Raw genomic sequence first — 22,654 nt, forward strand, 5'->3', positions numbered from 1 at the left:
GGTCCCGCTTCGGCGGGGCCGCCCTGCGGCGTTCCCCTCGGCATCCTGCGGCACCCCTCGGCGCGGCTCGGCGACAGCTTCTGACCGCTTCTCGATCGACTCGTCGATCAAACACGCCTGATTCCGGGCGTTTTGCCCCGGATGGGCCAGTGTGCCGCACCCGCGCCCAGGCCCGATCGTTCTAATCTGACGACTGTCATATCCCTGCGGCCACCCAGGATGGAACCTCATGTCAGCGGCCCCTCCTGACAACGACGTGCTGTGGGCCCGGGGGATCGTCAAGTCCCACCAGGGCACCCCCGCGCTGCGCGGCGTCTCACTCGGGGTCCGGGAGGGCGAGGTCCTCGCCGTCACCGGCCCGCGCGGCTCCGGCAAGAGCACCCTGCTCGGCTGCCTCTCCGCGCTGCTCCCGGTCGACGAGGGCGAGGTCTGGTTCAACAGCTCCCCCGTGCACACCCTCGGCCGGGCCGGCCGGGAACGGCTGCGCCGCGACCGCTTCGGGTTCGTCGGCTCCGAGCCGCACCTGGTCCCCGAACTGACCGCCCGGGAGAACGTCGCGCTGCCCCTGCTGCTGGCCGGCGCCGGCGGCAAGGCCGCGTACACCGCCGCCGACGAGTGGCTGGAGCGCCTGGACATCGGCGAGCTCGCCAAGGTCCGGCCCGAACGACTGGTGCAGGGCCAGCGCCAGCGGATCGCCGTCGCCCGGGCCCTCGCCCCGCTCCCGCCGGTCGTCTTCGCCGACGACCCCACCGCACCGCTGCACCGCGAGACCGCCGAGCAGGTCCTGCGGATACTGACCAGCGCGGCCCGCTCCCACCAGCTCACCCTCGTGCTGGCCACCCACGACCCCGAGCTCGTCCGGTACGCGGACCGCACCGTCGCCCTCGTCGACGGACGCCTGACCGGCCCCGCCGCGCCGGTGCCGCGCGGCCCCGCCGCCCCCGGCATGACCGGGGCCACCGCCGTCCCGGCCGCCGGCCGCTGAAAGAGTCGACGTGTTCTATCTCCGCCTGGCCCGGGGCTACCGGGTCCTCGACCTCGGCCGCTGGCTGCTGACCGCGCTGGCCGGCGCGGTCGTCGCCGCGTTCCTGCTGCGGGCCCTCGGCCGGGCGATGAGCGACCCGGCCGGCGGCTCCGCCGCGCTCGCCCGACTGCTCTGGTGCCTGCCCCCGCTGGCCTCGGTCGCCTGGTTCGCGGGCGTCGCCGCCCGCGCCGTGCCCGCCCGGCGGGCCGACCGGATCACCGGGCTCACCACCGCCGGGGCCGGGGCCGGCCGGATCCGCGCGCTGATCGCCGGTGAGGTCGCGCTCGCCTGCGGCGTCGGCGCCGGGCTCACCCTGCTGCTCTTCCTGGTGCTGCGCAACGACATCGCCGGGCCGGCGCTCGCCGACGAACTCGGCATGGGCGTGGCCCTCCCGGCCGCCGCACCGGTCACCCTGCTCGCGCTCGTCCCGATCACCGCCGGACTCGCCGCCGCCGGCGCCGTCCGGCCCACCGAGACCCTGCCCGGCCGCACCCGGCCGGAGCCGACCGGCTTCGGCCCCTGGCGGCTCGCCCTGCCGATCGGCCTCGCCGTCATCGGCCTCGCCCTGGAACTGATCGCGCTGCGCCCCGGCGCCGCCGCCGACGGCCGCCCCATCCACCTGCCGGCCGGGCTCGGCACCACCAGCACCGCTGCCCTCGGCGGATGGCTCGCCTCCGCGGTCGGCCTCGCCCTGCTCACCGGCCCGCTGCTCGGCTGGGCGGGCCGGCTGCTGGCACTCGGCCGGCCGACCCCGCTGCGACTGCTCGCCGGCCGCGGCCTCACCGCGCAGGCCCGCCGGCTCGGGGCGCCGCTGGCCGTCCTCGCCCTGGCGCTCGCGATGGTGCTCACCACCATCCGCTACTGGCTGGGCGAGCCCGGCAGCGCCGATGTGCTGCCCGCGATCGAGGCCGGACTGGTGCTGGGCTGCGCGGCTGGGGCGGTGATCGCCCGACTGGCCGAGGTGCGCACCGCCCGCCGGGGGGTCGCCGAGGCGCTACTGCGGCTCGGCGCGGCGCCCCGGCTGCTGTTCGGCGCCGTCGTGCTGCGGACGCTGATGAGCGGGACGGTGCTGCTGGTCACCGGCGGGGCGACCGCCGCGCTGGCCGCCGCCGGACTGCGCTGAGCCGACCGGACCGCGCCGGGCAGGACCGTACCCGGGCGCTCCGGCACGTCGGCCGGAGCGCCCTGGGGTCGGTCAGCCGGCCGCCGCGAGCTGGCCGCAGGCGCCGTCGATCTCCTGGCCGCGGGTGTCGCGGACGGTCGTCGGCACGCCGTGCGACTGCAGCCGCCGGACGAACTCGCGCTCGTCCTCGGGGCGCGAGGCCGTCCACTTGGAGCCCGGGGTCGGGTTCAGCGGGATCAGGTTGACGTGCACCCGGCGGTTCTTGATCAGCCGGCCGAGCAGGTCGGCCCGCCACGCCTGGTCGTTGATGTCCTTGATCAGCGCGTACTCGATGGAGATGCGGCGGCCGGACTTCTCGGCGTAGTTCCACGCCGCGTCCAGCACCTCGGCGACCTTCCAGCGGGTGTTGACCGGCACCAGCTCGTCGCGCAGCTCGTCGTCCGGCGCGTGCAGCGACAGCGCGAGGCGGCAGCTGAGCCCCTCGTCGGCGAACCGGTACATCGCCGGGACCAGGCCGACGGTCGAGACCGTGATGCCGCGCTGGGACAGGCCGAAGCCGTCCGGCGCCGGGTCGGTCAGTCGGCGGATCGAGGACAGCACCCGCTTGTAGTTGGCCAGCGGCTCGCCCATGCCCATGAACACCACGTTGGACAGCCGGGCCTCACCGCCGGGGATCTCCCCGCTCTTGAGCGCGCGCATCCCGGCGGCGATCTGCTCGACGATCTCGGCGGTCGAGAGGTTACGGGTCAGTCCGGCCTGGCCGGTGGCGCAGAACGGGCAGTTCATCCCGCAGCCCGCCTGGGAGCTGATGCACATGGTGACCCGGTCCGGGTAGCGCATCAGCACCGACTCGACGAGCGTGCCGTCGAACAGCTTCCAGAGCGTCTTGCGGGTGGCGTCGTCGTCGCAGGACACGTGCCGCACGACCGACATCAGGTCCGGCAGCAGGCCGTCGGTGAGCTTCTCCCGGCTGGCGGCGGGGATGTCCGTCCAGCTCGCCGGGTCGTTCGACATCCGGCCGAAGTAGTGGTTGGAGAGCTGCTTGGCGCGGAACGGCTGCTCGCCCAGCTCGGCGACGGCCTCCTTGCGCTCGGCGGGGCTCAGGTCGGCGAGGTGTCGCGGGGGCTTGGCGCCGCGCGGCGCGACAAAGGTGAGTTCTCCGGGCTTAGGCATGGTTCATCCAGTGTCGCAGACGCGCGAGGGCCCCGGACGCCGTGCGTCCGGGGCCCCGAGCCGAGGGCGGTGGTGCGGCCGCCGTAAGGCCGACGGCGACCGCCGTCGGCGACCGTCAGCTGCCGACGAACGCCGCGAGCAGCAGCCAGACCACCGGAGCGGTCGGCAGCAGCGAGTCCAGCCGGTCCATGATGCCGCCGTGGCCCGGCAGCAGGGTGCCCATGTCCTTGATGCCGAGGTCGCGCTTGATCATCGACTCGCCCAGGTCGCCCAGGGTCGCGGTGACCGCCGCGCAGCCGCCCAGGATCAGGCCCTGCCACCAGCTGCCGCCGTCGATGATCAGTTCCATCAGCAGCGCGCCCGCCAGCATCGACAGGCCGATGCCGCCGGCCAGGCCCTCGCGGGTCTTGCCCGGGCTGATCGTCGGCGCCAGCTTGTGCTTGCCGAACTTGTAGCCCACCGCGTAGGCGCCGGTGTCGCTGCACACCGTGACGATGAGGAACAGCACGATCCGCTGCGGACCGTCGTCGGCCGCCAGCATCATCGCCACGAAGGTGGCGAGGAAGGGGACGTAGAAGGCGGTGAAGATGCCCGCCGTTATGTCCCGCAGGTAGTCCTCGGGCGGCTCGGCCATCCGCCAGACCATCACCGCGAGACCGGTGAGCGCGAGCGAGGCCGCCGCCCACTGGATCCCCGACCAGTAGCCGGTGGCGACCATCGCGATGCCGCCCGCGACCAGCGGGATCAGCGGCGCCTTGATCTCCTTGCGCTCGGCCAGCCGGCTGGTCAGCTCCCAGACGCCGACCGAGACGGCCGCGATCACCACGACGAGGAACAGCGCCTTGACGACGAACAGCGAGGCGATGATCACCGCGCCGAGGCCGACGCCCACGCCTATCGCGGCCTGGAGGTTGCGGCCACCGCGCTGCTTGCGCTGCGCCGGCTGAGGCTGCGGATCGGGCTGGGCCAATGGTGTCTCCTGCCCTGGGGGGGACGACGGCACGAGGAACGGCTGCCCCGCCACCGGTCCGCCCGGCGCGCCGGGGTGACCGGCCGCGACCGGCGGCACCGACGGTCCCGGGTACGCCGCGGCGCCCGGGTACGGCCCGCCGGCGGGGGCGGGCGGGGCGTCGTCGGTGATCGCGCGCAGCACGACCGTCTCCGACGCGCCCGGCTCCGACGCCCCGGGCTGCTCGTCACGGAACAGCGGTCCGCTCAGCCGACCCGGCTCCCGGGCCGGTCCCTCGGCGGAGCCGGTCCCGGACGGGGGCGCGGGCTGCGGGCCCGGGTCGGCCGGTACGGGAGGCATGACCTGAGTCTCCTCCGCGTCGGGGTCCCAGTACACCGGAGGCTGCTGGGAGTGACCCGTTCGGTGGCCGGGGTCGCCCGCGCCGTACTGCTCGTACTGCTCGTGCTGCCCGTACTGCGCGGGCGCACCGGGGCCGCCGGGTACGCCCGTAGCCTGCGCAGGCGTGTCGGGGCCCTGCGCAGGCTGGTACGGCCGGTACGGCTGGTACTGCTGGTCGGACGTGCCCCAATAGCCAGGGGCGTCAGGGGCGTCGTTCATCAGACCTCGAGCAGCTCGGCTTCCTTGTGCTTCAGCAGCTCGTCGACGGAGGCCACGTACTTGGCCGTGGTGTCGTCGAGCTCCTTCTCGGCGCGGCGGCCGTCGTCCTCGCCGACCTCGCCGTCCTTGACCAGCTTGTCGATGGCGTCCTTGGCCTTGCGGCGCACGGCGCGGATCGAGACCTTGGCGTCCTCGCCCTTGCCGCGGGCGATCTTGATGAACTCCCGGCGGCGCTCCTCGGTCAGCTCGGGGAGCACGACCCGGATGATGGAGCCGTCGTTCGACGGGTTGACGCCCAGGTCGGAGTCGCGGATCGCCTGCTCGATCGCCTTCAGCGCGGTCTTGTCGAACGGCGAGACGACCGCCATCCGGGGCTCCGGCACGGAGAAGGAGGCCAGCTGGTTGATCGGCGTCACGGTGCCGTAGTACTCCGCGACGATCTTGGCGAACATCGCCGGGTGCGCGCGGCCGGTGCGGATGGCGGCGAAGTCGTCCTTGGCGTGGCCGACGGCCTTCTCCATCTTCTCCTCGGCGTCGAGGAGGGTCTCTTCGATCACTGTGATCTCCCTGTCCGGTTCATCTGCTGGTGTCTCGTCCGGTGCCGGCGTCGAAGCCTCGCGGCGGCGCCGCCGTCCGGTACGGCTGGTTGCTGCTCAGGCCCGGACAGAATCCTGGCTGATGAGTGTGCCGATCTTCTCACTCTTCACCGCACGCGCGATATTGCCCTCCGCCAGCAGCTCGAAGACCAGCATCGGGAGGTTGTTGTCCTTGCACAGCGTGATCGCGGTGAGGTCGGCGACCTTGAGGTCGCGCGCGATGACCTCGGAGTACTCCAGCGCGTCGAACTTGACCGCGTCCGGGTTGGTGCGCGGGTCGGAGTCGTAGACGCCGTCCACACCGTTCTTGCCCATCAGCAGGACGTCGGCGTGGATCTCCAGGGCCCGCTGGACGGCCGTGGTGTCGGTGGAGAAGTAGGGCATGCCCATACCGGCACCGAAGATCACCACACGGCCCTTCTCCAGGTGCCGGACGGCGCGCAGCGGCAGGTAGGGCTCGGCGACCTGGCCCATCGTGATGGCGGTCTGCACCCGCGTCTCGATGCCCTCCTTGACCAGGAAGTCCTGGAGCGCGAGGCAGTTCATGACCGTGCCGAGCATGCCCATGTAGTCCGAGCGGGCCCGGTCCATGCCGCGGACCTGGAGCTCGGCACCGCGGAAGAAGTTCCCGCCACCGATCACCACGGCGACCTCGGTACCCGCGCGGACGACGGTGGCGATCTCACGGGCGATCGCGTGCACGACGTCCGGATCGACGCCGAGCCCGCCGCCGCCGGCGAAGGCCTCACCGGACAGCTTCAGCAGCACCCGGCGGCGCGTGCCGTCCTGGATGTCCCGCGCGGTCTCCTGCGTCTCCTGCATGGACTTCTCCTTCTGCACCCACTGGTTCACAGGCGCGGGCGTGCGGGTGCCCGGCCTGCGCGTACACGCGAGGAGGCCACTGCCGCGGGAACCGGTTCGGTGTCCTGCACGGCAATGGCCTCCTCGTCGTTCATGCTGCCGACGTGGCTCGCCCATGGACGGATGGCGCTGGGTGAGCCCGTACGGCGCGTTCCCTGCCGCCCTGGTCAGCGGGCGGGGGCGGTTCCCAGCCTACGGCCGGGCGACCGGTGGAACGTGGCTCAGGCGCCGACGCGGAAGCGGGCGAAGCGCTTGAGGGCGACGCCGTTCTCCGCGAGGACCTTGGCGACGGTCTTCTTGTTGTCCTTCGCGAAGGCCTGCTCCAGGACGGAGTTCTCCTTCACGAAGCCGGTGACGCGACCCTCGACGATCTTCGGCAGGGCGGCCTCCGGCTTGCCCTCCTCGCGAGCGGTGGCCTCGGCGACGCGGCGCTCGTTCTCGATGTCCTCGGCCGGGATGTCCTCGCGGGACAGGTACTTCGGCGCGAAGGCGGCGATGTGCTGCGCGACGTCCTTGGCGACCTCGGCGTTCTCCTTGTCCAGCTCGACCAGGACGCCGACGGCCGGCGGAAGGTCGGGGCTGGTCTTGTGGAGGTAGACCGCGACGAAGCCGTCACCGTCGAACTGCGCGAAGCGACGGAAGACGATCTTCTCGCCCAGGGTCGCGTTGGCCTCGTCCACGAACTGCTGGACGGTCTTGCCAGCCTCGATCTCGGAGGCCAGGGCGGCGTCCAGGTCGGCCGGGGCGCTCTTGGCGACGTGGGCGGCGATCGCGTCGGCGACCGTGACGAAGTTGTCACCCTTGGCGACGAAGTCGGTCTCGCAGTTCAGCTCGACCAGAACGCCGGACTTCTTGTCCTCGGCGATCAGCGCGGCGACGGCGCCGTTGGAGGCGTCGCGGCCCTCGCGCTTGGCAACGCCCTTCTGGCCCTTGATGCGCAGGAGCTCGACGGCCTTCTCGACGTTGCCCTCGGCCTCGTCCAGGGCCTTCTTGCAGTCCATCATGCCGGCGCCGGTGAGCTCACGGAGCTTCTTGACGTCCGCGGCGGTGAAGTTCGCCATGGTGTGAATCTCTTCTCGCGTCTCGCGTGTCTGCGTGGGGTAGCGCCGGGGCCGATGGTTCGGCCCCGGCACGGGAGAGAGGGGCACCGACCGGTGTCGTACCGGCGGGCGCCCCTCACCCTTGGTACGTCAGGCCTGCTCGGCCGGGGCCTCGGTGGCGGCCGGCGCCTCGTCGGCCGGAGCCTCAGCAGCGGGGGCCTCGGCGGCGGCGGGCGCCTCCTCGGCCTTCTTCTCGCCCTCGAGGAGGTCCTTCTCCCAGTCGGCGAGCGGCTGGTCGGCACCCGGCTCGGCCTTGACGTCGCCCTTGGCGACACCCGCGCGGGCCTTGAGGCCCTCGGCGACGGCGTCGGCGATCACACGGGTCAGCAGGGTGACGGAGCGGATCGCGTCGTCGTTGCCCGGGATCTTGTAGTCGACCTCGTCGGGGTCACAGTTGGTGTCGAGGATGGCGACGACCGGGATGTTGAGCTTCCGGGCCTCGCCGACCGCGATGTGCTCCTTCTTGGTGTCCACGATCCAGACAGCGCTGGGAACGCGCTGCATGTCACGGATACCGCCGAGGGTCTTCTCCAGCTTGTCGTGCTCGCGCTGGAGGACCAGGAGCTCCTTCTTGGTGAGGCCGGAACCGGCCACGTCCGAGAAGTCCAGCTCGCCCAGCTCCTTGAGGCGCTGCAGACGCTTGTAGACGGTCGAGAAGTTGGTCAGCATGCCGCCGAGCCAGCGCTGGTTCACGTAGGGCATGCCCACGCGGGTGGCCTGCTCGGCGATGGCCTCCTGGGCCTGCTTCTTCGTGCCGACGAAGAGGACGCTGCCGCCGTGGGCAACGGTCTCCTTGATGAACTCGAAGGCGCGGTCGATGTAGTTCAGCGACTGCAGGAGGTCGATGATGTAGATGCCGTTGCGCTCGGTGATGATGAAGCGCTTCATCTTCGGGTTCCAGCGGCGGGTCTGGTGACCGAAGTGGACGCCGCTCTCCAGCAGCTCCCGCATCGTGACGACGGCCATGGCCGTGCTCCTCAGGTGTTACGCCCGGCTCCGACGCAGCGGCGTCACGGTGGGCGCGATGGCGCCCCCCGCTCGGCTCGTGCGAACGGCCGGGTCAGGCTCGGTTTTGTCCGTGGCGGCCAGGTGACAGCCACGCCTGACGCCCCGAACGTGCCGAGCCGCTTGAACCCGACGGTCCGGAGACCGGCCGGGCTCGGCGGACCGAGCGGCACTCGCACCTGGCGGGGGCGGCGGCTGAGCCGCTTCCGACCACCGGTGGCGGGGCGTGCGAAGTCGACCCGGTGGACCGGGTCGCGTGTGAAGTGTACGGGAAGCGCCGAGCACCGAGCGACTCCGCAGGCGGCGGGCGGCCGGGGACGCGCCAGGTCCGGGACGCCGGGGCGGCTCCGCCGGGGCCCCGTGAACCCGCCGGGGTGCACCCGCTGGAGGGACGGCCGCCGTCCACAGGGGCCGGTTGTCCACAGGAACCGGGGCACAGGTGGCGGGGGCGGTGAGCCCCGGGGACTCTCGGCGTCATGACTGGTGGCGTGGGGGTTGTGGGTGGTGGTGCCGTCGCTCCGGGTGGGCTTGCCCGGCTCGGTCGGCGGGTGCTGGTGGTGGTCCTGGTGGTGCTGGTCGCCCTGCTGGCGGGCCTGTGGCCAGGGGCGCTCGGGCACGCGGCGGACGGCGTGGGCGGCGGCGGGCCCGGCGGTGCCGCTGATGGCGCTGCGGGCGGTGGCGGGAGCGGGCGGCGGTGGCCGGTGGACGGTCCCGGTGGAGCGCCGGGCGCCGTGATCGGCCGCTTCGAGGCACCGGCACAGCCGTGGGGTGCGGGACACCGGGGAGTCGACCTGGCGGCAACCCCCGGTGCGGAGGTCCGGGCCGCGGCGTCGGGGGTGGTGACGTTCGCCGGGTTGGTGGCCGGGCGGCCGGTGGTCACGGTCACCCATCCGGCGGCGAGCGGTTCCCCCGTGTCCCCGGCATCCCCGGTGTCCCCGGCTCTATCGACGCCCTCGCTGCGGACGACCTACCTGCCGGTGGAGGGCACCCTCCCGGTGGGCACCACCGTGGCGGCCGGCCAGGTGATCGGACGGCTGGCAGCTGGTGGCGGCCACTGCGCCGACGGTCCCTGTCTGCACTGGGGACTGCTGCGCGGCCGGCGCTACCTGGATCCGGCGGCGCTGCTCGGGGTCGGCCGGGCCCGCTTGCTGCCGCTCGACCACGATCCGGGGGCGGTCGTCTCCGCCTCCGCCTCACTTTCCCGGACCGGGCCTCCCGGCCAGTTCGGAGCGCGCCGGCTCAGCTCCGGCCGAGGCCGTGAAGGGCGAGGGCGACGGCCGCGTCGGCGATCACCTCGGGGCTCTCGGCCCGACCGCCCGCGGCCCGCTGCTCCGCCTGCCGGACGGCCGCCTCGACGATGCCCTGGAGCAGCGCGGCTGCCAGCCGGGGCTGCTCGTGACCGAGGTCCCCCAACGCCTGGACCACGAGCCCGACCAGCGTCCCGTGCGCCGCTCGGATGCGCTCGCGGGCCGCGTCGTCCAGTTCCAGCGCCGAGATCGCGGCGACCGCCCGGTGGCGCGGGTCGGCGGCCAGCGCGAGCTGGCTCCGGACGTACGCCTCGATCCGCTCGGCGGCGGTGTCGCGGCTCGCCATCCCGGCCTCGATCTCGGCGGCCCACAGCGGGAAGTCGACCTCGCAGAGCGCCTCCACCACCGCGGCGCGGGACCGGAAGTACTCGTACACCGAGGAACGCGCGAGCCCCGTGCGCGCCGCGAGCGCGGGGAAGGTCAGGGCCTCCATGCCTCCCTCGGTGAGGAGACTGCGGGCAGCGTCGAGGAGGGCAGCCCGCTGCATCTGTCGGTGCTCGGCCACACTGGCCGCTCGGATCTTCGGCACGCCCACCACTGTACGGAGCCCTACATCCCGCCGGTACGGTGCCGCGTACCGCGACGGATACGGAGGGGCGCGTTCCGGGGCGCGGGAGGCGGACCCGGCGTACGCGGCGCACCCGGCCGGGTCCGCGCGACGCCCGGCCGAGGGGCGTCGCGCTATCGGATGTCCGACAGCTTGGCGCGCAGCTGGAGCACCGACTTGGTGTGGATCTGACTGACCCGGCTCTCGGTCACCCCGAGCACCTGGCCGATCTCGGCGAGGGTCAGCCCCTCGTAGTAGTAGAGCGTCACCACGGTCTTCTCCCGCTCGGGGAGGGTGTTGACCGCCTGCGCCAGCAGCCGGCGCAGCTCCCGGTCCTCGGCCACCTCGACCGGGTCGTCGGCGCCGTGGTCCTCCAGCGTGTCCATCAGGCTCAGCCGGTCGCCGCTCTCGCCGACGGGGTGGAGCAGTTCGTCGAGCGCGACCACGTTGGCGAGCGAGAGCTGGCTGAAGATGGCGTGCAGGTCCTCGATGGCGATGCCCATCTCGGCCGCCACCTCGGGCTCGTTCGGCGTCCGCCGCAGCCGGGCCTCCAGCGTCGCGTAGGTGCGCTCGACCGCCTTCGCCTTCTGCCGCACCGAGCGCGGGATCCAGTCCAGCGCGCGCAGCTCGTCGATGATCGCGCCGCGGATCCGGCTGATCGCGTAGGTCTCGAACTTGATGGCGCGGTCGATGTCGAACTTCTCGATCGCGTCGATCAGCCCGAAGACCCCGGAGGAGACGAAGTCGGCCTGCTCCACGTTGGACGGCAGACCGACCCCGACCCGGCCCGCCACGTACTTGACGAGCGGTGAGTAGTGCAGGATCAGCTGCTCCCGCAGCCGCTGGTCGGCTGTCTCCTTGTAGGCGCGCCAGAGCTCTTCGAGCGCCGTGCGCTCCCGGCCGCCCGCCTCCCGGCGGGGACCCGGCGCCTCGGCCGGCGCGGGGGCGGCCGTGTCGGCGGGAGCGCCGGGCGCGTCCGGACGGTCGTCGTGCGCCCCGGTGTGCGCCGGACGGCCGCCCTGCCGGGCCAGGGCCCCCATCCCACCAGTGGACTTGGGCGGGTACTCGGGCACGGTACGCCGCTCGGTGCGCGGCCCTCCCGAGGACCGGGCGCCACCGGTCACTCGGTGTCCGGGAATGTGTGTGGGCATACGTTGGTCTGCGCCGTTCTGCCGAGTCATGTGCTGATAGGGAAGGCATGGCGAGCGTAGCGTGACCGACTCGCTGCACAGTGCTACCGCCACTCGGTCGTCCCCCGATCCGGTGGCGTTCGTGTCGCCACGGCCGGGCACCGGAGGTGAACGAGCCGGATGCCGGCCCCGCCCGGCCCTCCTGCTCCGTCAACCCCGTGCCTCCTCCGGTCCTCCTCTCGGTGGTTTCTCGGCGCCCGTGTCCTTCTGACGCATCTTCCGCGCCGTCCTTCTCCTGCCCTCCTCCGTGTTCCTCGGGCGCTCGTCCGTCCGTCCTAACGGGCGAACGGGCGAACGGGACGTCACCTCCTCCGCACCAGCCGCCAGTGCGCACCGTGCCGCTCGACGTGACCGAGCGAGCCCAGCTCGTAGAGCCGCTGGATCACCTCATCCGGCGGGAGCCCCGACTGCCGGGCCAGCCGCTCCACCGGCGCACCCTCCGCGGTGGCCGGCACGGCCTCCAGGACCCGGGCCGCATCCGGCTCCAGGAGGTCCCTGGGCAGCACCGGACCGCTGCGCTGCGGCGCCAGGTCGTCGCCGATCGCCCCGATCAGCTCGACCACCTCGGACGCGTCGGTGACCACGGTGGCGGCGTCGCTGCGGATCAGCGTGTGCACCCCGGCGGAGAGTTCCGAGGTCACCGGCCCGGGCACGCCCATGGTGTGTCGGTTGAGGTCCCGGGCGCGTCGGGCGGTGCTGAGCGCTCCGCTGCGCAGCGCCGCCTCGACCACCACGGTGCCGCGGGTCAGTGCCGCGATCACCCGGTTGCGCAGCACGAACCTGAACCTGGTCGGGTGCTCCCCCGGCGGGAGTTCGCTCACCAGCAGTCCCTGCTCGGCGATCCGGCGGATCAGCGCGGTGTTGCCTCGCGGATAGGCCACGTCCACCCCGCAGGCGAGGACACCGACCGTCGGACCGCCGACCGCCAGCGCGCCCCGGTGGGCGGCCGCGTCGATCCCGTAGGCGCCGCCGGAGACGACCACCCAGCCGCGCTCGGCGAGCTGCGCGGCGAGGTCTCCGGCGACGTGCGCGCCGTACGCCGTGCAGGCCCGGGCGCCGACCACCGCGACCGAGCGCAGGGCGAGCAGACGCAGCGAGCCGGTGCCGACCACCCAGAGACCGGTGGGCCGGCTGTCGCCGAGGTCGTCCAGCTGGCTCGGCCACTCGGTGTCGCCCGGAATGATGAAGCGCCCACCGGCCGCGCGCACCCGTTCCAGGTCGGCGACCGGGTCGAGCCCGGCCATCCGGGCCCGATAGGCCGCCAGCCGGGCGGTGTCCATGCCCAGCTGGTCTGCCGCGGTGTCGTCCCGGATCGCCCGTACGACGTCCAGCGCGTCGAGACGGGCGAGCCAGCGACCGAGGGCGGCGTCCCCGGGTTCGCCGAGTCGGCTGAGCGCCGCCCGGGCGAGGCGCTCCGGTTCGGGCCGGGGTCGGGGCTCCGGCGGGGGCGGTCCGCCCGACGCCGGTCCAGGGGGCCGAGCTGCCTCGGGGCCGGCCGGTGCGGCGGCGTGGGGGTGGGGGTGAGGGTGGGGCGGCAGGCCGGGCCCCGGGGTGGTCCCCGGTTCGGCGGGCGGGCTCTGCGGGAGGTCGTTCGCGGTGCGGCTCATGCGCCGGTCTCCTCGGGCTTCTCGGTGGGGGCGGGCTCGGATGAGCGGGGAGCGGGCCGCGGCCGGGTGGGGCGACGTTCGGCCGGGTCGTCGGGCCGGTCGTCGAACCCTTCGTCCGACCGGTCGTCGGGCCGGTGGTCGGGACCGGCAGGCCGGTGGCCGGGGCGGTCCGCGGTGACGTCCGGCCGACCGAAGTAGCGCTCCGTCAGCGGGAGCCCCTGCTCCACTCCGGTGCGCAGGACGAGGGCCGTCCGGATGTCGCGCTGTTCGGGGCGGTCCCGGCCGGCCAGGTCGGCGACCGTCCAGGCGACCCGCAGCACCCGGTCCAGGCCGCGGGCGGTCAGCAGGCCCCGCTCCAACTGGCGCGCGGCGTCGTTCAGCGCGTCCGACGCCAACTGCCAGCGGGTGCGCAGCTCGTGGCCGGGGACCTCGGCGTTGGTCCGCCACGGCGTGCCCGCGAGCCGGGCCGCCGCGCGTTCCCGCGCCGCCAGGACCCGGGCCGCGACCACCTCGGTGGTCTCCGCCGAGGTGTCGCGCCGCATCAGCTCGGCCCTGGTCACCGGGGCGACCTGGACCTGGAGGTCGACCCGGTCGAGCAGCGGCCCGGACAGCCGGTTCTGGTAGCGGCTGACCATGGTCGGGGTGCACTCACACCCCTCTCCCCGCCGCGAGTGGCGCCCGCAGGGGCAGGGATTGGCGGCCAGGTTATGAGGGGGCTTTGAACCTGTCCGTTGTCCGTACGGCGAACAGGAGAGAGGCCGCGTGCTCCACGCGATCGAGCGGGGTACGCGGCTCTTTCATGGTCATGGCACACCCCAGGCTCAAGATCATCTAGCCCAGGGGCCGCAAGCGCGGGCGCAAGTACATAGAGGAGGAGACCTGGAGCGGCAGCCGACGGGCGCCGGGCCAGGGGCTCCTGAAGCCGATCCGCGAAAAGATCGAGATGGTCGGCACCTCTCGCTGCACCAACCATGGGTCGGCGACCGACCATGCAGATCCAACCGCTGTGTCGGTCTGGGTTCCCAGTAGTCGGTACTCACATGTATCTCTACATGTGGTACTCGCACCTGGATCTCGCACATGGCTCTCACATAGGACCCGCTGGTACGGTCAGATCCAGGGGGGCTGCTTAGGTTGAGTAGCCCCTAGTCGTACGTCTAGCCTTGGGGCCATGAAGAGGACAACGACAGCCGACCGGGGCGTGCAGCAGCCGGAGGTCTCCGGCCAGGAAACGCGAACGGCGCTGCTGGAGCGCGCGAAGAGGAAGGCCGCGCCCTACCGCAAGACCTTCGTGCAGGCCCACCGCGGCGGGGAGAGCCGGCACGGCCCCTTGAAGCGCTTCGTCACCAACGGGAACCTGCGGGCCCTGAAGGCGTACTTGATCACCGTGGCCGCCTGCAGCAGCGAGAACGAGGACGGCTGGACCACCACGCTCGACAGCATGGTCTGGGCCCGCCTGTTCGACACCACCCTGACCACCACCGACCAGTCCGCCCGGACCGCGGCCTGGCGGACGCTGCAGCAACTGCAGGCGATGAACCTGATCAGGTGCACCCGCCCCCGCGGCAGCACGAAGATCTCGGTGACCCTGCTCCGGGAGGACGGCTCCGGCGCGGAGTACACCCGCCCCAACGGGAAGGCGGAGGCGGACCGCTTCCTGCAGATCCCCATCACGTTCTGGACCAAGGGCTACGACGCCCAGCTCGACCTCCCCGGCCTGGCCCTGCTCTTGGCGATCGCCCGCGAGAAGCCGTGGTCGCCCTTCCCCGCCGAGCGGGCGCCCGAGTGGTACGGCTGGTCCGCGGACACCCAGCTACGGGGCCTCCAGAAGCTGCTCTCCCTCAACCTGGTGGAGCGCCGGGAGGCGTACCTGAAGGCTCCGCTGTCCCCGACCGGCAGCACGCTGGTGTACCAGTACCGACTCGCCGCGTCGATGCGGATTCGCAAGCAGAAGGCAACCCCGGCACCGGCGGCCTGAACCATTAAGGAGGGAATGCCATGCAGCCTTGCATTGGCAGTAGCCGCGAACCACCCCGGGCTGATTTACGGGGCCGCGATCCCAGCAGACCCGAGAAAGCGCGAAGAGTCGAAACGTCGCGCACATTCATGATAAAATGGAAATGTCGCCTGACTATCTTGGCGGATTCCCAGGCGACATTTCCCAAACCCTATTAACGAACCCTATGGAGGTTCTCTATGTCCAATGACGGACACAAGTTCGTAGCAAATTCCATCACCGTGAACTATCACAACCATAGCTCGGATCGAGGAGAGGGGGCAATCGGACCTTCCGAACCTGCCGCATCTGCTGCCGACGGACCCGCCGAGGGCGGTCAGAACTCCGCTGCTCCAGCAGGTGATCCAGCACCGGCCGGAGACGGGAGTGGGCGAAAGTTCTACCAGGACCTCTTCGTCTTCCTGCTCGTCATCGTGGCCGGGCTCACGGTCACCGTTCTCCTCAGCCAGTCCCTGGTGGCCACCCTTCTCCTGCTCATCGCCGGACTTGCCAGCGCCTGGGTGAAGATCCACATGAAGGAGTAGGCCGAGCGGCACGGGGGTGGTGACGAAACCGCTGTTCGTCACCACCCCATGCCGGGGACATCCGCTCACGCTGACCATCGGGAACAAAGTCCGTCACATGTGCGACGGCGGCCTTCTGGTGTCCAATTGGATGATCCCGCCGTATGTCTGGATTTTTGATTTGAGAGCGGTGTTGTCTTCTGTGAGCTGCCGAATGGTCTCCGCGTAAATGTTCAGGAGTTTGCGGAGTTCGGTGTTCTCCTGGCGAAGCCGTGTGACGGCCTTGCCGTCGTTCGCCTCGGCGGTCGCCGGTTTGGCGGGTGTGCTGATCGGTTGGGTCTTCGGCCGGAAGTACTCGATGATCAGCGGCCGGTAGTGCCGGTAGAACGTCGCATGTCGGATGCCCAGGCGGCGTTCGACCTCGGCAACCGTGGGCGCTCGGCCGGTGCGGGCCGCGTCGGCAAGCACAGCGTCCATGACCGCCTGGACCTCGGTGTCGGTGGGTAGTTGGGGCATCAGGGGTGCTCCTGGTCGGGGGTGTGGCGGGTGAGGAAGTCGGCGATCTCGTCGTGCTGCTGCTGGAGCCGCTGGCGGGGGAACGGCGCCAGCGCTTCGCCTTCGGCGAGGGCGGCGGCGAGGTGGCGGAGGTGGTCGGCTAGGGCGTCCCGGTTGTCCGTGTTGAGCGCGACGTTGCGGCAGCGCAGGGGCTGGCAGTCGGGCAGGGACGGGCCGTCGGCGCCGTCCTCTGCGCGCCGGCACAGGGCCCGGTCGGGGACGTGGACGCAGGTGACGAAGCTGCCGGGGTAGATGTGAGGGTCGTGCCGGGCCATGAGGCGCTTGAGGCGCACGGGGTCGGTGACGACCTTGCCGAGGAAGTCGGCGTGCCGGGCGAACTCGGCGAGCCGTAGTTCGGCCTCGGCCCCGGCCGGGCCGGTCAGCCGGTGGTGCTCGCCGACGGCCGCCAGGTCTAGGAGCTGTTCGCCCCGGGCCAGTGCTTGCTCGGCTTCGACCTCGGGGCGGAACCCTGACTCGGAGGTGCCCGCGTAGCCCTCGAACATCTGGACGCTGAGGTGCCGGTACTGGATCGCGCCGGCGATGCTGCCGCCGGGCCTGCGGGCGATGAACCATGCGAGGGTGCGGCGGAACTGGCGGGTGGTGATCGGCCAGGGACGGCCGTTGACCTGCGGGATGGAGTCGGTGCGGCCGTGGGCCATGCAGTAGTCGTTGATCCAGTCGATGAACGACCGCAGGTCGGTGACGGTCTGCGTGCTGGTCTTGGACCGGTTCGGGTCGGTGCGGCGGTAGTGCGGCGAGCTGGCGAGGACGCTGAATAGCCGCTGGTTTCCGTCCGGGACGAGCCGTTCCATGATGCGGATCGCGCGCTCGACAGGTTCGCCGACGATCCAGTGCGCTTCGGCTCCGCGGACGTCCTGTTCGCCCTTGAAGGCCAGGCTCGTGACCCGGCGCCGGTAGGTGTGTCCGTCCTCGGTAGCGGCCTTGCTCAGGCAGCCGCCGGCGAGGTGCTTGACCTCGCTGTCCCGCATGCCCGAGAGGTAGGCGACGACGATATAGCAGGCTGCGGCCAAGAGCCGGTCGAGCCGCGGGACATCCTCGTAGGCGATCCGTCCGCGCCAGGGTTCGCCGTCGAGCCGGCCAGCGATCCGGGCGAGGAGGTAGGTCCCGTCGTCCAGGCCGAGGTCCCGTTGGGCGTCGGCGATCATGGCCCGGCAGGTGTCGGTGTTGAACGCGCCCCGGTTGCAGCCGACCTGGCGTGCGAGGTGGCTGGTGTTGACGACCAGCGTGTCGGTCTTCTGGCTGGGGCAGCCGCGGGCGCCGGGCAGCGGCTGGTCCTGGGCTCGGTAACGGTCCAGGACCACGGAGAGGTGGGCGGGTGCCCCCTTGATCCTCGGCGCCCCGCGGCGGATGCGGTTGGGGGTGCTGTTGTCCCGGAGCTCCGCGTACTCCTCGTGGGCCCGCAGAACATCGTCCGAGAAGTCCTCGATCCAGCGGAGTGCCCAGGTCAGCAAGGGTCCGATGACCTGCTCAGGGATGCGCTCGGTGGTGTTCTCGCCGTCTTTGCGGCGCTTGGGGCGGAGCCACCCGGCGACGGTGGCCGGGTCGAAGGACAGCGCGTCGGAGAGCTTCGCGCGGAACAACCACAGCTTCCGCGCGACGAACGTCTTCGTCCGGTAGGTGTCCAGGGCGATCCGCAGAGCGCCCAGGTGCGTGAGGTAGTCGGCGAGGTCCGCGGGAGTCAGCTCGGACAGGCGGGTGACCCGCTCTGCGGCCCAGCCCAGGAACAACCGCAGGTCGGCGAAGTGCCCGCGCAGGGTGAAGATGCGGGCGGGCCGTTCGCCGGGCGGCAGATCGTTGGCGAGCTCGCAGGCCATCAGCTCCTTGGCCACCTGCCGGAAGCAGGCAGGGATCATGGGGAAGTTCAAGATCAGCTCGCGGTGATGGTCCTGGACGATCGCCGGTTTGAGCCTCCAGACGTCATCGCCGAACCGGGACGTGTCCTCCGGGAGCACGCCCGGTCTCAGCGGCCGGTCGCCGAGGACCAGGGCGTCGGGGGCGAACCGCGATGCGGTGGCCGTGGACAGGGCCGGCGTCGTCACGCGCTCTCCTTCGGTCCGTCGAACAGGGCGGCGATCGGCAGGGCCGGCTTGGCGGCCTCGGCGTTCCGGATCTGGGCCGCGGTGAAGCGGGGCAGGATGCGCCGGGTGACGACCAGCCAGGTGACGGCGTGCCGTCGACACCAGTCGGCGACGTTCGCGGCGTCGAGTTCGGCCCGCATCCTGTCCAGCAGGGCCAGCAGCGCGGGCAGGTGCTTCTCCAGCACCAGCGCGTTCTCACAGCGCAGGCAGGTCAGGAACGACTGCCGGCACGGGCCTTCGTCGAACGGTCCGTTCTCGAAGTCCAGGCAGGCGCTGACCAGGGTGTCCAGCCGCCCGTCCCGGGCCTCGGCGATCTTCCCCGCCGTGGTGCCCAGCAGCTTCGCCGCCGCGTGCGGATCTGCGGCCATGGCGGTCTCGGCAGCCTCGTCCAGGACCCTGGCGGTGGCGGCCCGCGCGTGGTTCTCGGCGTCGGCGAGGGCCTGGGCCATGACGCGCTCGGCCCAGTCCCGGACGCGCGGGTCGGGCTTGAGGTAGTGGCGGAACGAGACGTCCATGGTGTTGGTCCGCGAAGCGGTTGGCAGATGCCCGCCCAGGGCTCGGGTCGTGCGGACCTCGACCGTGGTCTTGATCCTGTTGCTCGTCACCTCCAACAGCTCCCCCACGTCGTCGCGCAGGCCGTGGGAGGCGGACCACTGCCTCAGCGACAACCGGCGGCTGGCGTTCATCCGCAGGGCGAACGGGGCGACGTGGCCGGCCGCTTCCTGCTTGGCGTCCCAATACTCGCCGTGGTCGGCGGGACGACCGTCGAGTCCCGCGAAGACCGACCACAGGTGGTCGCCGCCGGAGAACGACCGGCTCCGGGTGGTCAGCCGGTGCAGCAGCAGGTAGTAGCCGCCCGGCGTGTGGAGCTGCCGGCTCGGCAGGCCAACCTCCCAATGGACCGTCTCCCGGCTGGCGCTCTTGGCCCGGCGCCGTTTCAGCAGGTTGACCGCGACGGCCCGTTCTTCCAGAAGGCGGTGTTCCGCCGGAAGGTCCTTGATCGTCTCGACGTTCCGTCCGGTCAGCGCAACGCCCAGGATCAGCAGCGGCGTCAGGTCTGACTCGGTGAGGAACAGCCGCTGGGCCAGCAGTCGGCGCCAGTGGTTTCCGACCATGCCCCGGGGCAGCGTGCGGCCGTTCGGGATGCCACGGGCGGTGCCGGTGCGGGCGAGCCGCAGCAGCCGTTCCGCGTCGGTGCGCTCCTGCCCCTCGAAGACGTCCAGGCCCTCGGCCTCGATCCGGGCGAGCTCCGCCTCGCCCGCCGCGATGCGGTCCCGGATAGCGGCGACGTCGCTTCGGGCGGCCGTGACGATCGCGGCGAACTCACGCTCCGAGTAGCCGGGCCGGCCCTCCTGCGGGCGCCCGGCGACGTGCCCGCGACGGGCGAGGAAGTCCACCACCTCCGGTCGCAGGCGACCCGGCGGCAGGCGACGCAACAGCAGCAACACCGCCCCGAATCGGCCCGTGAAACCCACGCCATCCCCCCGGTTCTGCAGGTGCAGCCGCAGCCGCAGAAGGTGGGACTCCCGCAGCTCGCCGGGGTCGGCAGGCGGGTTGTCCAACGTGGCCAGGAAGATCAGCAGCAGCCGGGCCGAGTAGTGGACGTGTTCAGCGCTCTGGAGGGTGCGGCAGGTGCCGGTGGGGCCGAATCTCGCGGCCTCGGCGGCGGCCAGGTCCTCGTGCCAGCCGGACAGTGGCAGAGCTGCCAGCGAGAACACCTTGTGGCGGCCGTCCTCTCCGTCGAATGCGACCGTGACCCCCGCCGGGGTCGGGCGAACCGCCGGCGGCGGTTCGTAGGGGCCTGCGGGGAGCGCGGCCGACCGGCCTCGGCCAGGCCGGGGCGGAACCTCGTTCACGCGGCCGTCTCCCATCCCTGCGGACAGAACCCGCTCGGCGCCCAGGCGTCGGCCGGGATCAGGGCGAGCCGGGTCTCCAGCTCCAGCTCCTGCAACGTGTGCAGGTAAAGCTGTGTGGTGACCACCGACCGGTGTCCGAGCCTGATCCGCAGCCAGTTCAGTGGGTCACCGAAGACCATCTGGAACATCTCGCGCTGGTCGGCGTTCATCTCGCCGAGGGCCTGCAAGTGCCCCCGCCAGAGTTGTTCCAGCGTCACCACGCTGTAGGAGTGCCGCAGGATGTGTGGGTGGGCCCGGTCCCTTAGCCCGTGGCTGCGGCAGCGGGCGTTGGCGTCCTTGAATACCTGCTGGAATCCCGCGGGCGTCATCGGCGTCCCCCGCTCGGTCAGCCACAGGGCGGCCGGCTCCAAGCCGTTCTCACCCTCGATGAACAGTCGGCGCCGCTCGTGCGGCTCCAACCTGGCCACCGGCACCCACCTTCCCGACAAACGCACCGCGGCCCGGTCCCTGTCCTCGACCACCAACGGCCACCGCACCGCCTTGTAGCGGCCCCGCCGCTGGGCGTCCTCGACCGCCTCCGCGCGGTCCACCTCGACGTACTCCGAGACGTCCCGGAGCACGAGCGCCGGAATGTAGACCACCCGGCCGGACCCGTTCTTGGCCACCGCGTTCGGCAGCCGGGTGCGGGCGTTGTGCAGCCCCGGCTCCACCCGAGGAAGCTCGAACAGGGTCAACGCGCTCTGCTCGCTCAGCCGTAGTCCGGTGCGGACCATCAGGTCCGTGTACGCGGAGTTCCGGGCAGCGAACCGGCCGCGGAACCCCAACCAGGGCAACCCGTCCGGGCCGAACCCGCGAATCCCCACGTCACGCCACCTGGCGTAGGCAGCTGGCGGCAGCCACTTCACGTCCCGGCGCGGACCGACGTGCGACGACTCCGCCGGCGCCAGGTGCTCACGCCACCCTCGAACCGGGTCCGGGAGCGTCACCACCCGCTGAACGATCGGATTGACCCGGACGAGATCCGTCGAGATCGCCCACCGATAGAACTCGTTGACGGTGGAGACCTCCCGGTCCCACGTCGAGTCCTCGACCCTCGGCCCGGCGGGGTCCTTGCGCCTCCATCGCTCGTACGCGGCCCGGTCCTCCGGCACCGCGTCTTGCCAACTTCGCTCGTGGGCAGCACCGCCGCCGGGCAACAGCACCGGCGGCCGGCTGAACCAGAGGAAGTTCAAAAAACCCCGCAGATCACGGGCGGCCGCGGCCTGTGTGTTCCACGGACTCGCGCTCAGCGCCGTGGCGAAGTACCTGTTCAGATCGGCGTCGTACGCACCCGCCGGGCTGATCAGGAACGGCTGACCGTCGAGAACACCGTGACCGTCTAGCCACTCGTCCAGCACTCCCGGGTCCGTGTACGCGAAGGACTCCGTGCGCGGACGTGGCAGATCCCTCCGGGTGAAGAACACCCGCCATCCCAAGATCGACATGGCATCGGACTCTAGCGCCGGACATGTTCACAACCGCATAAGCGACGCAGAGCAGGAAACGGGCGGGCAGCCGAAGCGATCCGGCGGACCGGGCGATCACCACCTCGCCCGATTCGAGCGGCTGGCGCAGCGCGTCCAGCACCCGGACGGGGAACTCCGGCGCCTCGTCGAGGAACAGGACGCCCCGATGGGCCAGCGAGACCGCACCCGGTCTCGGCAGGCCGCTGCCGCCCCCGACGATGGCGGGCATCGTGGTCGAGTGGTGCGGGGCGCAGTAGGGCGCGTGGTCGATCAGCGGCCGCCCGGCCGGGAGCAGCCCGGCCACGGAGTGGACCGCGGTGACCTCCAGCGCCTCCTTCTGGGTGAGCCGCGGGAGCAGTGCCGGCAGCCGCTCCGCCAGCATCGTCTTGCCCGCGCCGGGCGGGCCCTTGAGGTAGAGGTGGTGACCGCCGGCGGCGGCGATCTCCAGGGCCCTGCGGGCCTCGTACTGGCCGGCCACATCGGCGAGGTTCAAGCGGGACGCCGCCTCGTCGGGCAGGCCGCGCACTCCCGCGCTGGGGAGCATGAGGCCCGCCATCAGCGGGTCGGGCCGGCCGGCGAGCCGGTCGGCGGGCTCCTCCGGTTCGGGGGCCCCGGTGAGCACGGCGATCAGCTGGCGCAGGCTGCGGACACCGATGACGCTCGCCCCGGGGACCAGCTCGGCCTCAGCGGCGGTCTGGTCGGCGACGACGACCCGCCGGTAGCCGGCGTCGGCCGCGGCCAGCACCGACGGGAGCACCCCGCGCACCGGGCGCACCCGCCCGTCCAGGCCGAGCTCCCCGATGAGCAGCAGGTCGGCGATCGAGGAGGGGTCGAGCCGTTCGGCCGCGGCCAGCACGGCGCAGGCCACGGCGAGGTCGAAGCCGCTGCCGCTCTTGGGCACCGACGCGGGGCTCAGCCCGACCGTCAGCTTCCGCTGCGGCCAGGCCTCGCCGCTGTTGTCGAGTTCCCTGATGATTGAACGAGTTCAAGCGTCATGAAGGGCTGTACGTGGACGAGTG

17 protein-coding genes and 2 pseudogenes are annotated in these 22,654 nt (G+C 72.0%); 4 read left to right on the forward strand and 15 right to left on the reverse strand.

Going from position 1 to position 22,654, the window contains the following annotated elements:
- Positions 1-229: 229 nt before the first annotated feature.
- A complete protein-coding gene (locus ACFP3U_RS32240) occupies positions 230-985 on the forward strand; it encodes an ABC transporter ATP-binding protein (RefSeq protein WP_380229299.1) in 756 nt (251 codons plus the stop codon).
- A 10-nt stretch (positions 986-995) separates the two neighbouring features.
- Positions 996-2,147 (forward strand): hypothetical protein, encoded by a 1,152-nt coding sequence (locus ACFP3U_RS32245; protein ID WP_380229300.1) that lies wholly within the window; start codon positions 996-998, stop codon positions 2,145-2,147.
- A gap of 72 nt (positions 2,148-2,219) precedes the next feature.
- Here the strand turns inward: ACFP3U_RS32245 and rlmN are convergent, their stop codons facing one another.
- The 10 genes and pseudogenes from rlmN to ACFP3U_RS32295 form a co-directional block, all read right to left on the reverse strand.
- Complete coding sequence (rlmN, locus tag ACFP3U_RS32250; RefSeq protein ID WP_030306703.1) at positions 2,220-3,320, reverse strand: dual-specificity RNA methyltransferase RlmN; 1,101 nt, start codon at positions 3,318-3,320, stop codon at positions 2,220-2,222.
- 115 nt (positions 3,321-3,435) lie between these two features.
- Positions 3,436-4,887: a phosphatidate cytidylyltransferase gene (locus ACFP3U_RS32255; protein ID WP_380229301.1), complete on the reverse strand. Its 1,452-nt coding sequence runs from the start codon at positions 4,885-4,887 to the stop codon at positions 3,436-3,438.
- Positions 4,887-5,444, reverse strand: a complete 558-nt coding sequence (gene frr / locus ACFP3U_RS32260; protein ID WP_380229302.1) for a ribosome recycling factor — start codon at positions 5,442-5,444, stop codon at positions 4,887-4,889. Before frr ends, ACFP3U_RS32255 begins: the two co-directional genes overlap by 1 nt.
- Before the next feature lie 96 nt (positions 5,445-5,540).
- The gene (pyrH, locus tag ACFP3U_RS32265) at positions 5,541-6,305 is read right to left on the reverse strand and encodes a UMP kinase (protein ID WP_030306710.1); all 765 of its coding nucleotides are present in this window, start codon (positions 6,303-6,305) and stop codon (positions 5,541-5,543) included.
- A gap of 260 nt (positions 6,306-6,565) precedes the next feature.
- Positions 6,566-7,405: a translation elongation factor Ts gene (gene tsf / locus ACFP3U_RS32270; RefSeq protein WP_380229303.1), complete on the reverse strand. Its 840-nt coding sequence runs from the start codon at positions 7,403-7,405 to the stop codon at positions 6,566-6,568.
- Positions 7,406-7,534: 129 nt separating this feature from the next.
- Positions 7,535-8,410 (reverse strand): 30S ribosomal protein S2, encoded by an 876-nt coding sequence (rpsB, locus tag ACFP3U_RS32275; RefSeq protein ID WP_380229304.1) that lies wholly within the window; start codon positions 8,408-8,410, stop codon positions 7,535-7,537.
- Positions 8,411-9,688: 1,278 nt separating this feature from the next.
- Entirely contained in the window at positions 9,689-10,261 is a 573-nt protein-coding gene (locus ACFP3U_RS32280) for a TetR/AcrR family transcriptional regulator (RefSeq protein WP_030306715.1), read from the reverse strand.
- A 176-nt stretch (positions 10,262-10,437) separates the two neighbouring features.
- Positions 10,438-11,343 (reverse strand): RNA polymerase sigma factor WhiG, encoded by a 906-nt coding sequence (whiG, locus tag ACFP3U_RS32285; RefSeq protein ID WP_380229305.1) that lies wholly within the window; start codon positions 11,341-11,343, stop codon positions 10,438-10,440.
- 452 nt (positions 11,344-11,795) lie between these two features.
- Complete coding sequence (gene dprA, locus ACFP3U_RS32290; protein WP_380229306.1) at positions 11,796-13,100, reverse strand: DNA-processing protein DprA; 1,305 nt, start codon at positions 13,098-13,100, stop codon at positions 11,796-11,798.
- Between the two features lie 206 nt (positions 13,101-13,306).
- Positions 13,307-13,804: pseudogene (locus ACFP3U_RS32295) on the reverse strand (magnesium chelatase subunit ChlI family protein); the annotation flags it as partial.
- Between the two features lie 467 nt (positions 13,805-14,271).
- On the opposite strand from ACFP3U_RS32295, the gene ACFP3U_RS32300 reads away from it, so the two are divergent.
- Positions 14,272-15,078, forward strand: a complete 807-nt coding sequence (locus ACFP3U_RS32300) for a hypothetical protein (RefSeq protein WP_380229307.1) — start codon at positions 14,272-14,274, stop codon at positions 15,076-15,078.
- Positions 15,079-15,296: 218 nt separating this feature from the next.
- Positions 15,297-15,641: a hypothetical protein gene (locus ACFP3U_RS32305; RefSeq protein WP_380229308.1), complete on the forward strand. Its 345-nt coding sequence runs from the start codon at positions 15,297-15,299 to the stop codon at positions 15,639-15,641.
- Between the two features lie 93 nt (positions 15,642-15,734).
- On the opposite strand, the gene ACFP3U_RS32310 is transcribed toward ACFP3U_RS32305, so the two are convergent.
- From ACFP3U_RS32310 to ACFP3U_RS32330, 5 genes and pseudogenes are all read right to left on the reverse strand, one after another.
- A complete protein-coding gene (locus ACFP3U_RS32310; protein ID WP_380229309.1) occupies positions 15,735-16,136 on the reverse strand; it encodes a coiled-coil domain-containing protein in 402 nt (133 codons plus the stop codon).
- A complete protein-coding gene (locus ACFP3U_RS32315; RefSeq protein WP_380229310.1) occupies positions 16,136-18,235 on the reverse strand; it encodes a hypothetical protein in 2,100 nt (699 codons plus the stop codon). The genes ACFP3U_RS32310 and ACFP3U_RS32315 overlap by 1 nt, the downstream gene beginning before the upstream one ends.
- On the reverse strand, positions 18,232-19,992 hold the full coding sequence (locus ACFP3U_RS32320; protein WP_380229311.1) for a hypothetical protein: 1,761 nt from the start codon (positions 19,990-19,992) through the stop codon (positions 18,232-18,234). The genes ACFP3U_RS32315 and ACFP3U_RS32320 overlap by 4 nt, the downstream gene beginning before the upstream one ends.
- Before the next feature lie 134 nt (positions 19,993-20,126).
- Positions 20,127-21,527, reverse strand: a complete 1,401-nt coding sequence (locus tag ACFP3U_RS32325) for a tyrosine-type recombinase/integrase (RefSeq protein ID WP_380229312.1) — start codon at positions 21,525-21,527, stop codon at positions 20,127-20,129.
- A gap of 127 nt (positions 21,528-21,654) precedes the next feature.
- A pseudogene (locus ACFP3U_RS32330) lies at positions 21,655-22,611 on the reverse strand (YifB family Mg chelatase-like AAA ATPase); the annotation flags it as partial.
- Positions 22,612-22,654 lie beyond the last annotated feature (43 nt).

It is taken from the genome of Kitasatospora misakiensis (genome assembly GCF_042656005.1).
Lineage (GTDB): Bacteria > Actinomycetota > Actinomycetes > Streptomycetales > Streptomycetaceae > Kitasatospora > Kitasatospora misakiensis.

Coding starts and splice junctions, on each gene's coding strand:
- ACFP3U_RS32255 (WP_380229301.1), bottom strand. CDS start 4,887: ATGAACGACGCCCCTGACGCCCCTGGCTATTGGGGCACGTCCGACCAG.
- pyrH (WP_030306710.1), bottom strand. CDS start 6,305: ATGCAGGAGACGCAGGAGACCGCGCGGGACATCCAGGACGGCACGCGC.
- ACFP3U_RS32300 (WP_380229307.1), top strand. CDS start 14,272: ATGAAGAGGACAACGACAGCCGACCGGGGCGTGCAGCAGCCGGAGGTC.
- ACFP3U_RS32240 (WP_380229299.1), top strand. CDS start 230: ATGTCAGCGGCCCCTCCTGACAACGACGTGCTGTGGGCCCGGGGGATC.
- whiG (WP_380229305.1), bottom strand. CDS start 11,343: ATGGGGGCCCTGGCCCGGCAGGGCGGCCGTCCGGCGCACACCGGGGCG.
- ACFP3U_RS32310 (WP_380229309.1), bottom strand. CDS start 16,136: ATGCCCCAACTACCCACCGACACCGAGGTCCAGGCGGTCATGGACGCT.
- rpsB (WP_380229304.1), bottom strand. CDS start 8,410: ATGGCCGTCGTCACGATGCGGGAGCTGCTGGAGAGCGGCGTCCACTTC.
- rlmN (WP_030306703.1), bottom strand. CDS start 3,320: ATGCCTAAGCCCGGAGAACTCACCTTTGTCGCGCCGCGCGGCGCCAAG.
- tsf (WP_380229303.1), bottom strand. CDS start 7,405: ATGGCGAACTTCACCGCCGCGGACGTCAAGAAGCTCCGTGAGCTCACC.
- ACFP3U_RS32305 (WP_380229308.1), top strand. CDS start 15,297: ATGTCCAATGACGGACACAAGTTCGTAGCAAATTCCATCACCGTGAAC.
- dprA (WP_380229306.1), bottom strand. CDS start 13,100: ATGAGCCGCACCGCGAACGACCTCCCGCAGAGCCCGCCCGCCGAACCG.